At 70.2% G+C, this 14,678-nt stretch carries 17 protein-coding genes; 5 read left to right on the top strand and 12 right to left on the bottom strand.

Annotated elements, in window-relative coordinates; all coding sequences use genetic code 11:
• Positions 1 to 126 precede the first annotated feature (126 nt).
• The 11 genes from EMA17_RS45905 to EMA17_RS45855 form a co-directional block, all read right to left on the bottom strand.
• On the bottom strand, positions 127 to 327 hold the full coding sequence (locus tag EMA17_RS45905) for a hypothetical protein (protein WP_126643178.1): 201 nt from the start codon (positions 325 to 327) through the stop codon (positions 127 to 129).
• Positions 324 to 1,061: a hypothetical protein gene (locus EMA17_RS45900; protein WP_126643177.1), complete on the bottom strand. Its 738-nt coding sequence runs from the start codon at positions 1,059 to 1,061 to the stop codon at positions 324 to 326. Before EMA17_RS45900 ends, EMA17_RS45905 begins: the two co-directional genes overlap by 4 nt.
• A gap of 248 nt (positions 1,062 to 1,309) precedes the next feature.
• Entirely contained in the window at positions 1,310 to 3,556 is a 2,247-nt protein-coding gene (locus tag EMA17_RS45895) for a P-loop NTPase family protein (protein ID WP_126643176.1), read from the bottom strand.
• A gap of 95 nt (positions 3,557 to 3,651) precedes the next feature.
• Positions 3,652 to 3,891, bottom strand: a complete 240-nt coding sequence (locus EMA17_RS45890; protein WP_126643175.1) for a hypothetical protein — start codon at positions 3,889 to 3,891, stop codon at positions 3,652 to 3,654.
• Positions 3,891 to 5,429, bottom strand: coding sequence for a DUF2637 domain-containing protein (locus tag EMA17_RS45885; RefSeq protein WP_126643174.1), 1,539 nt, complete (start codon positions 5,427 to 5,429; stop codon positions 3,891 to 3,893). The genes EMA17_RS45890 and EMA17_RS45885 overlap by 1 nt, the downstream gene beginning before the upstream one ends.
• Positions 5,426 to 5,620, bottom strand: a complete 195-nt coding sequence (locus EMA17_RS45880; RefSeq protein ID WP_126643173.1) for a hypothetical protein — start codon at positions 5,618 to 5,620, stop codon at positions 5,426 to 5,428. The genes EMA17_RS45885 and EMA17_RS45880 overlap by 4 nt, the downstream gene beginning before the upstream one ends.
• Positions 5,617 to 6,252 (bottom strand): hypothetical protein, encoded by a 636-nt coding sequence (locus tag EMA17_RS45875; RefSeq protein ID WP_126643172.1) that lies wholly within the window; start codon positions 6,250 to 6,252, stop codon positions 5,617 to 5,619. The genes EMA17_RS45880 and EMA17_RS45875 overlap by 4 nt, the downstream gene beginning before the upstream one ends.
• Complete coding sequence (locus EMA17_RS45870) at positions 6,249 to 6,665, bottom strand: hypothetical protein (RefSeq protein ID WP_126643171.1); 417 nt, start codon at positions 6,663 to 6,665, stop codon at positions 6,249 to 6,251. Before EMA17_RS45870 ends, EMA17_RS45875 begins: the two co-directional genes overlap by 4 nt.
• A complete protein-coding gene (locus tag EMA17_RS45865; protein WP_126643170.1) occupies positions 6,662 to 6,940 on the bottom strand; it encodes a hypothetical protein in 279 nt (92 codons plus the stop codon). The genes EMA17_RS45870 and EMA17_RS45865 overlap by 4 nt, the downstream gene beginning before the upstream one ends.
• Positions 6,937 to 7,326, bottom strand: a complete 390-nt coding sequence (locus tag EMA17_RS45860; RefSeq protein WP_126643169.1) for a phiSA1p31-related protein — start codon at positions 7,324 to 7,326, stop codon at positions 6,937 to 6,939. The genes EMA17_RS45865 and EMA17_RS45860 overlap by 4 nt, the downstream gene beginning before the upstream one ends.
• Positions 7,323 to 7,682, bottom strand: coding sequence for a hypothetical protein (locus EMA17_RS45855; protein WP_126643168.1), 360 nt, complete (start codon positions 7,680 to 7,682; stop codon positions 7,323 to 7,325). The genes EMA17_RS45860 and EMA17_RS45855 overlap by 4 nt, the downstream gene beginning before the upstream one ends.
• Before the next feature lie 212 nt (positions 7,683 to 7,894).
• Here EMA17_RS45855 and EMA17_RS45850 point away from each other — a divergent pair, with 212 nt between their 5' ends.
• From EMA17_RS45850 to dnaB, 4 genes are all read left to right on the top strand, one after another.
• On the top strand, positions 7,895 to 8,662 hold the full coding sequence (locus EMA17_RS45850) for a GntR family transcriptional regulator (protein WP_126643167.1): 768 nt from the start codon (positions 7,895 to 7,897) through the stop codon (positions 8,660 to 8,662).
• A complete protein-coding gene (locus EMA17_RS45845) occupies positions 8,659 to 9,195 on the top strand; it encodes a GNAT family N-acetyltransferase (RefSeq protein WP_126643166.1) in 537 nt (178 codons plus the stop codon). The genes EMA17_RS45850 and EMA17_RS45845 overlap by 4 nt, the downstream gene beginning before the upstream one ends.
• Before the next feature lie 483 nt (positions 9,196 to 9,678).
• Positions 9,679 to 11,052 carry a hypothetical protein gene (locus EMA17_RS45840; protein ID WP_126643165.1) on the top strand — a complete coding sequence of 458 codons (1,374 nt, stop codon included), beginning with the start codon at positions 9,679 to 9,681 and terminating at the stop codon, positions 11,050 to 11,052.
• A 14-nt stretch (positions 11,053 to 11,066) separates the two neighbouring features.
• Positions 11,067 to 12,521 carry a replicative DNA helicase gene (dnaB, locus tag EMA17_RS45835; RefSeq protein WP_126643164.1) on the top strand — a complete coding sequence of 485 codons (1,455 nt, stop codon included), beginning with the start codon at positions 11,067 to 11,069 and terminating at the stop codon, positions 12,519 to 12,521.
• A 224-nt stretch (positions 12,522 to 12,745) separates the two neighbouring features.
• On the opposite strand, the gene EMA17_RS45830 is transcribed toward dnaB, so the two are convergent.
• A complete protein-coding gene (locus EMA17_RS45830) occupies positions 12,746 to 13,474 on the bottom strand; it encodes a GntR family transcriptional regulator (protein ID WP_160161808.1) in 729 nt (242 codons plus the stop codon).
• A 192-nt stretch (positions 13,475 to 13,666) separates the two neighbouring features.
• On the opposite strand from EMA17_RS45830, the gene EMA17_RS45825 reads away from it, so the two are divergent.
• On the top strand, positions 13,667 to 14,095 hold the full coding sequence (locus tag EMA17_RS45825; protein WP_160161807.1) for a hypothetical protein: 429 nt from the start codon (positions 13,667 to 13,669) through the stop codon (positions 14,093 to 14,095).
• Positions 14,096 to 14,678 lie beyond the last annotated feature (583 nt).

The raw sequence follows: 14,678 nt of genomic DNA, 5'->3' as shown, positions 1-14,678 counted from the left end.
CGCGATTCGGTGTGTTCGGTGTCCCGCATTTCCAAGGTGACAGATCCAATTTGGCCTAGCAAGACTTGGCCAAATCTAATTTGGCATTTATGTGGAGGTGATCCCTCCGCCGACCTCTCGGGGCCGTCAGCCCCGGAGGATCAGGCCGACCACGAGGGCGACCAGGAGCCCCGACACCACCGCCGTCCCGGGGCCGAACGCGCGGCGGGCGGCGCGTCCCATCGCGCCCGCGAGCCACAGCGCGACGGCGACCCCGGCGACGCGCGCGGCGTTCGCCGCGCTCAGCAGGTGCGAGGTGTCGAGGGTCCACAGGTCGGCGGCGCTCACGCGGCCGCTCCGACCGGGGCCCGGCGCGGGCGCGGGCAGCTACGGGACCCGGCGAACGAGCCGTCGGAGGCGTGCACCGCGACGGTGCCGGTGCCGCCGCAGGCCGAGCAGCCCGCGTGCGCACCGACGTTCCTGTTCTTCGCCGCGGTGGCGATGCGGGACGTGCGGCGGGCCTGTGCGGCGCGAACGCGGCGGACGACCTGGTGGTGGATCGCGCGGGCGGCGCGGGCGGAGAGCCGGCCGACGACGACCAGGACCACGACGGTGGCCAACACCGGGTGCTTGCGCACCCACTTCGCGTTCGCCCGCGCCCGGCTCGACCGGGCGGTGACCACCGCCTTCGCCGAACCCGCCTTCCTCGCGGGCGACTTCGCCGACGCGGTCGGCGCGGCGGGGCGTGGGCTCGCGGGACGAGTCGCCCGGGGCGCCGACCTGGCGGCCGCGGCCTTCTTCGCCGGAGTCTTCGCGACGGTGGCCTTCCGGGTTTGCTTCGGCGCGGTCTTCGTCGTCTTCTTCGCCGCCGCGCGCTTGGCGGCGGCCTGCTCGCGGGTCACCGCCTTGCGGACGACCGCCGCGGCCGGGGTGGCCGGCGCGGGCCTGCGGGCCGGCCTGCCGGAGGCGGTCTTCGCGGGCTTCGGCGCAGCCGGGAGGGACTTGCGGTGTTTCACCGCCTCGGCGAGCTGGTCGACGGTGAACCGGGGGTCGTACGGAATCCTGGACTGCTTCGCAGGCATCGGGATCTCCCTGGGGAAGGCCTGTTCCGGTTCGGCCAAAAAGGATCTTTCGGACCGGTACAGGAGTGGAACGATCAGCAAACGTGCAGGTCAGAGCGGCGCGAAGGGCCGGAACAGGGCCGGAACAGGGCCCCTTGGGCCGGAACAGCGTTCCGGCCCAAGGGCTCGTGTTCCGCAGCCGTTCCGGATGCCGACCTGGGCTTTCGCCGGCGGTTCCGGTCGGCGTTCCGGGTGCAAACCGGGATGTTTCAGACAGCGGCGGGTTCCTCGTCGAGGACCGCGAGCACGTCCTCCAGGCGGTAGCCGCGCACCGACGCCGCGCCCGTTCCGGGGCGGAACTTCTCCGGCTTCAACTCGGTCCCGAAGGGCGCGAGTTCGGCCGCCAGGCGGGTGGAGAGCTGGTTCGCGGCCCGCAGCGGCTTGCCCTCGAAGTGCGACAGGTCCCAGGTGTCGGGGTCGACCTTGGCCAGGTACTCCAGCACCTCGGCCGTGGCCAGGCCCACCGGGTCGCCCGCGTCCGCGAGCGCCGCGCGCACCAGGTCCAGCGTCGGCGTGGCGACCTCTTCCGGGGCCTCCGGCAACGTGCCCGCCGCCCGGCGGAGTTCGTATGCGCGCTCGGCGACCGCCTTCTGCTCGTCGTCCTCCACCAGCTGCCCGCGGCTGAGTTCGGGCGCCGCCTCCTCGGCGAACCACCAGCCCACGCCCCGGTGACGGCGGCGGATCCGGGCCGCGTTGTACCCCAGCGACGCCATGCCCTGGCCCAGGATCGTGTCCGAGGCCTGCGAGGTCGCGCAGCGCCCGCCCCACCGGTAGGCGATCAGGTCGCGCAGGTCGGTCGGGATCACCGTCGCGGCGGGCTTCTGCGTCGCCAGCACCGGCACGATCCCCGACGCGCGCCCCCGGGCCAGGATGTCCCGGAGCGCCTTGTGGATCTTCTTGCCCCAGTCCTCGTCCTGAATGAAGAAGGCGAGTTCGTCACACCACAGGAACAACAACGGCTTGCCCATCGAGCGGTGCAGCTTCTTCGCCCGACGGCTGCGGATCAGCGCGTAGCGGTCGTCCATCTCCGCCCGCAGCTCCTGCAGCATCTCGTGGAAGGACTCCGGGTCGTCCGGCTCGCACATCCGCGCGCAGATCGGCTCCCAGTCCTGCGTGTCCACGCCCTGCTTCGCGGGCGCCAGCCACAACTCGGCGTGCGGGTCCAGGCCGATCGCCATCAGCAACGACGCCGCCGTCATGCTCTTGCCCGCGCCCGGCTCGCCCGCGAAGAGGAAGCTCTTCTCGAACGTCTCGACCTCGATCAACTGGCCCTTGACGCCGCGCAGCAGCGGGACCTTGCCCCACATGTCGGTCGGCTCGATGCGGTCGACCAGCGGCGAGGCGTACGTCTTCGCGTAGGGGTCGCGCTTGGCGACCCAGATCTCCACCCGCCCCTCGGGCACGTCCTCGCCGTCCGCCTCGACGAGCGCGGTGAGCACCACCCGGGCCGCCGACACGTTGAGCGCCGCCGCCAACTTGGTGACCTTCCCGACCACGTCCTCACCGGCGACACCGCTGGGCAGATCGACCGTCGCGGCCCACCCGTCGCCGTCCGGGCGGATCGGGCCCACCAGCCGAATCTCCTGCGTCGGCTTGATCATGGTCGCGTCGACCATCGCCGCCCGGAGCATGTCGGCGCCCAGCTCGACCTCGACCGGCACGGCGGGGGTGTCCACGATCGGCGCGATCTCGCCGTCGCGGGTCGTCCGGCCGCCGAGCACGGCCGCCGTGATCGCCGCCGCGCCCAGCGCGGTCACTGCGATCAGCCCCGCGAGCGCGGCGGTGACGATCACCCCGACGACTCCGGCGCCGGCCACGATCCCGGTGGTGATCAACCGCTTCTTGGCCGTCTTCGTACGGTCCTTCACCAGCGTCTTGACCATCCGGTAGTCGCCCGCCTTGCGGGCGTCGCGGATCTCCGGGGCGTGATCGGCCGCCGTGGCATACCGCCACGTCCACGCGATGCCCCGGCCCAGACCGCGCAGCGCCATCCCGATCATCCGCGCCGCGTACACCGGCAACCGCGCGGCGTGGTACTTCGCGTGCCACGCCGCCCACACCTTGACCTGCTCGGCCTGGGCCTTGCGCACCTCCGAGCTGACCAGCCACTCGGGCACCGGGGCCGCGTCCGGCACGACGAACTGCGCCATCCACGACGGATCCTCGTCGTCGCCCTCGTCCTCACCGGCGTCCGCGTCGTCGTCGAAACCGTCGTCGTCCCCGCCGTCACCCGCGTCCGCAGGCTCCTCCTGGTCCTCGTCGTCGGCCCGGTCCGGCCCGGCCTGCGCCGGCAGGAGGGTCACCGGCTTGGTGAACAGCAGCTCCTCCGCGTCGAGCGGGTCGACGACCCGGCGGCGCGGCTCGATCTCCACGACGTCACCCATCGTGGGGGCCGGCACTTCCACGTCCGTGGACTCCACCCGCACTGCGGGCGGGGTCTCGATGTTGTGCGACATTGACTGTGCTCCCTGGTTGGAGTGGCGGGCCCCGGCATCGGCTGCCAGGCGTGGGCCGGGGCCCGCAGTTCGGTGGTGGTGTGTGGGTGGCGGGGTCAGCGCAGTCGGCGCTCGACCCGGCCGGTGTACATGTAGTGGCCGTCCGGCGTGCGGTGCTTGGGGCGGCTGCCGCCGCGCCCCTCGTAGGCCGCCTCGGCGGCCTGGCGGATCAGGTCTTCGGCCTCGGTGACCTCGGTGATCACCGCGTCCGCGCTGAACCGCTCCGTGCGGCCGGTCGTGGTCCAGGTCAGCTCCAGCGACACCCGCAGCGTCCCCGGCTCCCAGTACTCGGCCATCAGTCGTTCACCGCCTTCGGCTCGTCGCCGTCGACCAGGTGCAGGCCTGCACGGGCGGCGTTCACTTCGTCGCGGGCGGCCTTGATCTGCTTGGCGCCCCACTCGGGGCTCATCCCGTGCGTACGGCCGATCTCGGACGGGCGCGGAGTACCCCCGTCACGCAGGATCCGAGCCGCCTCCGTACGGGCTTCCAGGCGCTTCTTTTCGAGTTCGGCCTTCTGCGCGACCGACAGCGTCGCGGTCTCCTTGGCGGCCGTACGGGCGGCCGTGCTGGAGGGTGTTTTCCGGGGCCCTGTGCGACCCTGCGCGGACGGGGGGGATACAGGCAGTGACCTGCGCGTTTTCTGACCGGAAACAGCGTCGGTACGGTCGGATTTCGATGCCTTTTCGCCGGCTCCGGCGACGATCCGGACAGCGCCCTGCGGCAGCGGCTGCGGCCGTACGTCCGGGCCGTCCGTACGGCGCTCGACCACGATCGGCCGGGCCGCGTTCAACGCCTCTTCGAGCATGGCCCGTACGGCCGCGCCCTCGGTCATCTCGGCGGGCGGAGCGAGCACGTCCAGGCCGCCCGCCGACGCGGTGAGTTCGGTCAAGTCCGGGCGCGGCCGCACCGGTACCGTGCGCTCCGACAGCAGTTCGTCGACCTCGGCCACAGCCTGCTGCTGGTGCTCCAGCAGCGCCTTCGACAAGCCAGGCGCCGCGCCGTACTCCGCGCGCCACGCCAGGTCCCACGCGATCTCCTCCGGCAGGTCCCAGCCGGCCCCGCGCCGGATCCAGTCCGCCTTCTTCGCCACCGTCTTGTGCGTGCGACGGCGCTTGCGGCGGAACCGGACCTCGGCGAGCGAACGCCCTTCGACGTGGGCGGTCAGCGAGTGCATGTACAGGTCCCACGCCGCCACGCCCACCAGCGACGCCAGCGCCAGGACGACCCCGCCCAGCACGCCGTAGTCGGAGTAGCCGTGCGCGAAGTTGATCCCGGCCGCTGTGCCCGCGAACGCCCACGTCATCACGCGGTAGACGGTGGCCGGCCTCGGCTTCGGCCGGGCCGTGACCGCCAGGTAGGTCAGGATCGCCATCAGCCAGGTCGGGCCCTCGAGGAGGACCGGGATCCCGAACGAGGTCAACGGGCCCATGTGCGCGAACGACTTCTGTTGTGCGGGCCAGGCGATCACCACGCTGGCCGTCACCACCGCGATCGTCGCCAGCAACGCGCGCCGCGTGCTGATCCAGGCGGCGATCTCGCCGCGCCGCTTCGCCCGCGCGGCCTTGCGCTCGCCCTTGCGCTTCTTCCGCTTCTCGTCCTTCTTCTCGGCCTTGGTCTCCGCGCGATCCTCCGCACGGTCCTCGGCCCGGGTCGTCGCCTCCTCGACCTTGAGAGCCGCGAGCTTCTTCGCCGCCTCGGCCTCGGCCTGGGCGATCTCGGCCTCGGCCTGCTCCTTCGCGGCCTGCGCGGCCGTCTTCGCCGCCTCGGCCTTCGCCTTATCGGTCGCGGCGGCCTCCAGGCGGCGGCGGGCTCCCCAGCTCATCTCCTCGCTCATCCCCGCTCCCCCTCCTCGACGTCGTCCAGGCCCAGCGCGGCGAACACCAGCAACCGGTCCGGCGGGTACGCGAGTCGACGGCGCACACAGGCCACCGCGTCCCGCCGCTCGGCGTCCGTGTTCGGAGTCAACGGCAGCGCCAGCGCGCGATCGGCCAGCGCGGTCGTCGACACCTTCGGGTACCGGTTCACGGCGTCACCTCCGGGCCGGGCACCGGCACGAACCACACCGGGACCGCGACCAGCGGGCCGTTCGACTCGGCCACCACGTCCAGCGACACACCCGCGTCGGTGTCCGGGGATTCGACCCACGAGAGCACCGGCGCGTCGTGGCGCCACACGCCGCGATGCACCCACCGGGTCCCGTCGGCCGAGGCGTAGACCTGGCCGGTCACGACCGGGTAGACGACACCGCCGCTCATGTAGCGGGTCGGCTCCGGCCGCCCCAGGCCGATCAGCCCCACCTCGCGCCCGCGGTTCACCCGACCCAACCAACCCTGGAGGTCCCCCAGCGTCGTGATCCGGTGCCACTGCTGGTGACCACGGATGCCGATCATCAGCCGCTCCTCGGAGCACCACCTGTCAGCCGGGAAGTACCGGAGGCTGACGTGGTCGTCGATCGCCAGGACCGACACGGAGGTCCACCGCTGCTGATCGTCGTGGGATCGCCACGACACCTCCGGGATGCGGAACCCCTCGGGCTCCTCCTCCCCGGCCGTGACGCCCTCCGTCAACAACCGCTCGAACATCGCCGCCGCCAACGCCACCGACGCGGCGGCATCGACGCGACCCTCCGGGGCGCTGGGCCTCTCGTCCGGGTTCACCGCGCCTCCCCGGCCTCGGACGCGTCCGTACCGAACGCCCTCGCGTGGGATTCCGGGTATGCCTCGTCGTCCGCGTCGTCCGCGCCGAACAGGCGGGCGTGGGAGTCCGGGTACGCCTGGGCGGCCGCGTCGAACATCGCCGGCCAGTACCCGACCAGGTCCTCGAACTCGCGGTCCGCGCACACCTCGCAACCGTCGTCCCCGCCGGTCGCGAACCAGTGCGTCCGCCACGCCACCCGGCTCAGGCCGGCCCACCCGACGACGCCGCCGGCCAGGGCGCCCCACAGCCACGGGTCGCCCGCGTCGAACAGGCCCAGCGCCACCGCGATCAGCACGCCCACCAGCGCGCCGGCCAGCATCCGGAGGCCGTTCAGGTCGGCGTGGTACAGCCGTACGAGCGCACGGATCGTCATCGGGCACCTCCGGTGGGGATCGATCCGACCGGCGCTGCCGAGCGGGGCGCGGGCAACGTCACGTAGCGCGGGCCCGCCGCCGGGCGCCGGGCCGGGCGGCGGTGCGCGTCGACCGCCGCGTCCAGGCCGAGCAGCAGTCCGGCGAGCACGACCAGGACCACGCGCAGACCGGTGCCGGCGGTCACGCCGACCAGCCACATCGCGCCAGCGATCCCCAGCAGGTAGCGGACCCGGGCGAGCATCGTGATCAGCCGGGCCATCCCGGCCGCGCTCACAACACACCGCCGATCCGGCGGGTCGCCGCCGGGTAGCTGACCGGGTCGGTCGGGTCGACGACGAGCGGGTAGATCGGGCCGAACTCGGCGATCACCGACGGCAGCGGGACCGGCGCGCCCCACGAGGGGCCCTCGGTCGTCATCAGCGGCGCGGTCTCGTTCTCGGTCCAGCGGCCGGTGTGGGTCCACTCGCGGCCGAGCCGGTCGACCATCACCTCGTGCAGGTCGTAGGCGATCCCGTCGACCTCGTGGTGCAGGTAGTGGTGGACCCTCGCCGCGACGGCGGTCGCGAACTCCGGGGTGGTCGGGTCGTCCTGCCACTGCCGCTCGGCCTCGGCGGCACGCACCCGCGTCCGCTCGACCAGCGACTCGATCCGGTTCCTCATGCCGCCACCGCCCACGGAATCGACGGCGTGACGACCCGTGCCGGCTGCGCGGCGCGGCGGCGACGCCGCTCCCAGCCGGTCTCGGCGGCCAGGCCGGGCATGCGGCCCGCCTGCACCAGCCGGATCCGGACCAGCTCGGCCAGGTCCTCGCGGCCCTCGGCGGTGTACGTGGCGGTGATGTCGACGAGCGCGGCGCGCCGCGCGGCCGCCTCGAGGAGCGACTCGCCGACGGGGCCGACGACCAGCTCGGCCTCGATCGGGTCGATCGGGACCGGCAGCTCGTCGACGACGCCCATCGCGAGTTCGACGACGTCGGTCTCGGTGTACACGAACTGACCAGCAACAATGGTTCTCATGGCGTGCCTTCCCTAAGAGGTGCGGCCATGCGAGGCCCGGCGTCCTACCGCCGGGCCTCACCTGTTTCAGGCATGGATCGACCGCTCATCCATGGTTCGGATTGACCGGACAATGCCCGCTGCGAGGACTCTTGCACCGAGCGTGGCGACACGTCAAGGACATCGTCCGCATTGGCTGGACAATAGATCGACTGCGCCGGTAGACATGGGCCATGACCAGCAGCAGCAGGCATCTGTACCAACAGATCGCCGATGACATCCGTGCACAGATCGCGGACGGGACCCTGGTCGCGGGGGACCAATTGCCCACCGAGGCCGAGCTGCAGGAGCGGTACGACACCTCTCGGCACACTGCTCGAACCGCGATCGCCCACCTAGTCCAGGAAGGGCTGGTGATCAGCCGGCGGCCCCGGGGACACTTCGTGCGTGAACGGCGGCCGATGGTGTACCGGCCCCAGTCGGAGTTCAAGCGCAAGCCGCCGGAGCTGGACATCTTCATGACCCTGATGGCCGACGACGGTCGCATGGCCGCGCAGGACATCGACGTGGCGATCGTCGAGGGCAGCCCGGATGTTCGGCAACGCCTTCAACTCGCCGACGGAGAACTCGCAGCAGTTCGCCGGAGAGTCCGGAAGGTCGAGGGCGAGCCCTACAACATCAACGACAGCTACTTTCGACTGTCCGATGTTCAAGGCAGCGAGATCATGCACCCGGCGAACGTTGAGCGCGGGACCAACCAAGTAATGGATGAGCTGGGCATCGGACAGGCCAAGTGCTTGGACGAGATCTACGTCCGGATGCCCACCCCTGACGAATCCCATCGCCTGCAACTACTGCCCGGGACCCCCGTGGCGGTGCATATCGTCACAGGTTTTGACGGTGACGAAAGACCGGTCCAGTGCGTGGTGAACGTCCTCGCTGGCGACCGCCACGTCATCGTCTACGAACGCATCCGGCCTCAAGCAGAAAGTAATCAGTGATCATCGTACGTGCAGGTCAGGATGCCCTTCCTCGTTTGATTCAGTTCAGGCGCGACACAGCAAAGTGGCTGAGTGCCCGGGGGATCGACCAGTGGTCGAATCCGTTTCCACCGGACCACATAGCAGCCAGCATCGAGGCTGGTGAGGTCTACCTGTTCAAAGATGGCGAGACCATTGCGGCCACGGTCACGCTCGACCATGACATCGACACCCGACTATGGGACGAAAACGAGCAATCAGACAGTGCGCTGTATTTGCACAAACTGTCTGTAGATCGGGCATATGCGGGCGTCGATCTCGGCGGGAAAATTCTCGACTGGGCCGGCGACTACGCCTACCGCCATGGGCATGACTGGCTGCGCATCGATGCATGGACCACAAATCCCAGGCTTCACCGTTACTACCTAGACCACGGATTCGCGCACGTCAGGACCGTTAAGTCTCCTGATGTCGTATCTGGCTGGGTGGCCCAACGACGCTCACAGCCCGCGCAGACGGATTTCGCTGAAGCGATCGACGCGCATTCGACATGAAAATGCGCCAACAATGCGCCAACACAAGATGACTGGACTCATTCGGATTATCCGTAGATCATAATCCGCAACTGGTATCGAACGAGATGGACCCAGATGCATCGGCTCGGAGCGCGCGACGTAAGCACGGCGTGGTGTGTAGGCATGCCCCTGCACTGTTCGGGCTGGTCAGATGGGGTCTGCTCACCCACGGTAGTGCTCATGGGATGATGCCGTGAACCTGGAGTCATCCCTGTGATTCCGTAGGACCGATTGACAACTAAAAACGACGAAAGCGGCCGTTGAGTCTCACCCCTGAGACCGGCCGCTTCCGAAGGAGGCACTGGACTTTCGTCCTGCCTCAACGCTTGTCCCGCCAACTCTCCAAAGTTCCGGGCCCCGCGCGCTGACCCCAGAGTACCTGTCGACATACCCCAGCGACAGATCCCCCTGGTCAGCGTGGCGTACCCGGAGTGAACCTCTCCGAGAGGACTCCCACAGCGCATGCACGTCGCACCCCACCGCCCTCCCTCCACCGCTGGCAGCCAGGCCGCCGCCGTCGAGGGCGACGTTCCTCCCGTTCCTCCCGCCGCCTCGGTCGCTTCGACCTGGAGTGTGGCGGTCGAGCCTCCCGCACAGATCACGTTGCGGGAGGAGACGTTCTTCGGTCACGGCTGGCAGCCGTTGACGATCGCGTTCCTCGGCGCGTTGTGGTTCCTGCCGCCGGGCGCGCAGTTCACCGTTGAGGAGTTGACGGCCTGGCTCGCGCGGCTGGGCTGGAAGAGCGGCAACGGTCAGCCGATCGGTGTCAAGGCGGTCCGCGGCGAACTCAAGTTGGTCCGCGACGCCGGGTACGTCCGCGCGCACCGGATCCGCGCGACCGCCGACGTGGTCGATCCGGCGACCGGTGAGGTCCGGGTCCGCAAGGGCGGTCTGCTCGGCATCCGCTACGAGGTCTCGACCCGGCCGGGCCCGGCTCAGTCAGGCATTCCGATCGTTCCGGACGACTCGGTGTTTCCGCAGGTGGCGCCACATGTACCCAATGGGGGCACGTGGCGGGGCGAAAATGCGTTTCCGCAGGTGGCACCACGTGTACCCAATGCGACCACGTGGCGATGGGGTAACGAGGTGGATCCGGCGTTTCCGCAGGTGGCACCACGTGTACCCAATGCGACCATCCCCCCCCACACCCCCCCGGTGGGTGGTACACCCACCCCCCTCCCCCCCACGTCCGAAGTGGGCACCGTCTCGGAGGGGGGAGGTGGGCGATGCCCTTCGGGCGAAAATCAACCCCCCGCAACTCGGGATCCGGGGATCGTCGCGGCCGAGGATTGGCTCCAGTCACTGCCTTCGCCGTGGACCCTGGGCGAGGTCAGCGCAACCAAGCTCGCACCGTTGTTGGCGCGCAGGATTGCCGAGAAGTCGTGGACTCTGGACGGCGACCTGTTCGCGCGGCTGACGGAGAACCCGCCGTCGCCGTTGAAGAACCGCGTCAACTTTCTGACGTTCAGGGTCAACGACCTGCCCCGCCGCATTGCCGCCGCCCCGGCCTCAACCGATGAGATCCCCGGCCCGCGTGTCCCGGTGGACGACGCCTGCCCGCAACATCCGCACCGCACCGTCGCCGAGTGCCTGCCCTGCCGCATCGACGACGAGGTGATTCCGCCAACCGACACCGCCGAATCGCCGGAGGAGGCGGCCGCGCGTCGGGCGATCACCATGGAGCGCGTCAGGGCGTTGCAGGCGTCCGCCGGCGCTCCGTCGACGACCCGCACGTTGCAGCCGCCGCGCAGGCCGAGCCGTGCCGAACGCGAAGCCGAGGAGGCGCGCAACCGGCGGGCCGCCGAACTCCTGCTTGATCCGTCGGCCGGCTCCTGAGCACGAAGACGCAGATGGGCGGCCCCGTGCCGGGGGCCGCCCGTGAGTTCCCCCGACCCTCTCGCGATCGGAAGTCCTCCACCATGACCGTAATCGCTCCCCGTTCCGGCGGCCACGACGCGTCCGACGACGGCGGCCTGGGCCCCATGCCCCCGAACGACATCGAGGCCGAGCAATCCGTGCTCGGCTCGATGATGTTGTCCAAGGCCGCCATCGAGGAGGTCGTCGAGGTCCTGGGCCGGCGCGGCGGCCAACAGTTCCATCGGCCCGCCCACGTGCTGGTGTACGCCGCGATCGTTGACCTGTACGCCCGCGGCAACCCCGTGGACGCGATCCTCCTGCGGGACGAGCTGACCAAACGCGGCGAGATCGACCGGGTCGGCGGAGCGCCGTACCTGCACACGCTGATCTCGTCCGTGCCCACGACTGGCAGTGCCGGGTACTACGCGCGCATCGTCGTTGAGCAAGCGACGCTGAAGCGCCTGGCCGAGGTCGGCACCCGCATCGTCCAGATGGCGCACTCCGCCCCGGACGACGTCGACCAGGTCCTCGACCGGGCAGCTGACGACCTGGCCAGGGTCGGCCAGGGCGGCGAACAACGCGACGTCACCAACACTTTGGGCGCGCTGTTGCCCGGTGTTCTGGCCGACATCGAGCGCAACCAGACCGAGGGCGGCACCAAGGGCGTGATGACCGGGTTCGCCGACGTGGACGGCCTGACCAACGGCCTCCAGGCCGGTCAGATGATCATCATCGCGGGCAGGCCGGGCATGGGGAAAACAACGTTCGCGATCGATATCGCCCGCCATGCCGCTCTCGCCTGTGGCCGCAAGGTCGCGTTCTTCAGCCTGGAGATGCACCGCGACGAGTTGGTGCAGCGCATTATCTCCGCCGAGGCCCGCGTGGCATTGCACCACCTGCGCGGCACTGAGATGACCCCGCACGACTGGGACCGCGTCACGGCCGCCATGAACAAGCTCAGCTCGGACAACCTGTTCATCACCGACGGGGCCAACACGACCCTGACCCAGATCAAGGCCGAGTGCCGCCGGATCAAACAGCGCCACGGCGGCCTAGACCTGATCGTCATCGACTACCTGCAACTCTTGGGCGGCAGCGGCGGCCGCGCAGAGAACCGCCAGGCCGAGGTGTCGGAGATCAGCCGCAACACCAAACTCCTGGCGAAGGAGTTGGAGATCCCGGTTCTGGCCCTGTCCCAGTTGAACCGCGGCGCCGAGAACCGCGAGGACAAGACGCCCCGCCTGGCTGAGCTGCGCGAATCGGGTTCGCTCGAACAGGACTCGGACGTCGTCTTCCTGCTGCACCGCGACGACGCCTACACCAAGGAGTCTCCCCGCGCGGGCGAGGCGGATGTGATTGTGGCCAAACACCGCAACGGCGCCACCCCCACGATCACCCTCGCGTTCCAGGGGCATTACTCCCGATTCCGGGACATGCCCAGAGCGTGAGTCGGGCCGAGCGGCCTGCGGCCGTCTCCGTGGCGATCGTGGGCGCCCGGCCACTCGGGTGCGCTGGCCGCATTTGGACGCGACAGCGCGCCACACAGGGCGTCTGTGACCCATTGGCATCACGAGTCACAGGCGTAATCAAGAGCCCGGCGAGTACCGGGCTTGGGGCCGCGCGGTGATCGCTCGGGGGACACCGGCCCTGCCCGCCCGAAGAGAATCGGAGGTCACGTTCGGGCCGGGGGACTGGCATTGCGGGCGAGGGCGTAGCTGATGGTCACGGTGTTGGTGGTGACGTGTTCGATGAACACGACGGTGGCGCCCTCGCGGCTGGTGTGAACGAGGTGGCCGGTCAGAACCGGCGTAGCCGGGGGAATGTTCAGGCCCGCCGCCTCGGCCGGTGTGGCGCCGCGAGCGTCCGTTGTCTCCCGTACCTGTCGCCCGGCCGGGCCGTCGACGGCGATGAGATCCTGGATCGGTACGGGAAGCGGCGTCCTCTTCGCCAACTCGGGGATCGTGTCCGCATCCGTCTCGCGGCACCAGGTCGTGACGAGCGCCACCGGCCCGGACACACCGAGGACGACCGTTCGCCGGGCGAACAGCGGCGTGCCTTCCTCGACGCCGAACGCGACCGCCGCGCTGCTGGTGGCCGGGGCCATGCTCGCCGCGATCACGTGGCTCGACGAAGCACCGTCGAACGCATACCCGAGGAAGACCCGGCGAGGCGGTGAGGACTCGTCCGCCGCTGGCTCGCCGGGCGCCGGGCGCTTCACGAACGAGCCGACACCGACCCTTCGTTCGATCAGATCCTCGGCCGCCAGATACACCAGCGCCTTCTGCGCGGTGACCCGGGAGATCTTCCACTGCTCGGACAGATCGCGATCCGAGGGAAGCGGGTCGCCCGGTCGAAGCTCGCCGGAGTGGATCCGGTCGCGCAGATGGGTGGCTACTTGCATGTATGGCGGAGCCGGTCGCTCGATCCGTCCCACAATCCCCGCCCCTCGTCGCCGTTGGGTATCAGGATCAGAACACGCGACTAAGGACCGTGTCGGGCGAATCCTCAGAGTTCCGCCCCAAGGACGGCGCCCGAGCGAAGACTTCGCACGATCTTCGGCGGCACGTCTCGTGTGAAGGCCAGGCTGGGACGCATGACGACGAACAAGCACGACCAGGACCAGGAGCCGGCCGCCGGTCGGCGGTGCCCGCTCGGAGCCCGGTCGACGCATCCGTGCGGCGGCCCGACCGGCGACGACGGCACGCCGTTGCTCGGGTGGGTGGCCGCGTGCGGTGGCGCGGAGAACAGCGCGCCCGGGTGCGGCGTGCACCTGGGCGAGGTCCTGGTGGTCTGGGACCCGGGGGAGTGGCACGGAATCTCCGGCGCGAGCGGCGTACCCGACGACACGGCGGCGGTCGCGGTGTACGCCGAACGCGTCGCCGCCGAGGTCGCCGACGGCCGGCGGATCGTGGCCGTGGTCGACGTCGACGGGGACGAGGACCTGCCCGGCCCGGCCGGAGCGGACGAGCTGGCCCGCGCGGTCCGGTGGGCGGACGACGCGTTCGCCGAGGCGCACGGCTGAACCGGGTGGATCGGGTTGCACATCGTGAATTCGATACCAGTCTGCGCCGAACAAGGTTGCATACGGGGCCGGTGACCTGCGACGACGGATCCGCTGGGGTATCCGATATAAAACGGACCCCGTATCGGACCTCGTAACGGACCCCGTATTGCGGGGGGTAACGCGCAGCAGACCGCCGCCGCAGTGGATCGGGACCGATTCTCGATATCCCGTACCAGTCTGCGCCGAATCAGGGTGCATACAGGCCCGGTGACCTGCGGTGACGCACGGGCCAGGGGGTCCGATCTAAAACGGACCCCCGAACGCGCCCCCGATTGCGCCCCCGAATGGAACCCCGAACGGCCGGGCACCGGCGCCGACTCGCACCGGTCCGTCGGGCGTCGGAACGCGAAACCCCGGCCCCGCCCGCCGGGAAACTCCTGGGCGGTGCGGCGGGCCTGCGGGTGGCCACGCGAGGTGGACGAACCGGGAGGACAAGGGGTGGTCAAGGGGGAAACCGTCACGAATTCCCCACCCCTTGTCCGGAGTCGGCCGGCGGCGTCCGACCGGCCGCCCAGGAGCAACCCGCCAACCCGCGCCGGGC

It is taken from the genome of Embleya hyalina, from assembly GCF_003967355.1.
GTDB lineage: Bacteria > Actinomycetota > Actinomycetes > Streptomycetales > Streptomycetaceae > Embleya > Embleya hyalina.
The sequence above is the reverse complement of the archived record's forward strand: the minus strand, read 5'-3'. Positions and strand labels throughout refer to the sequence as shown.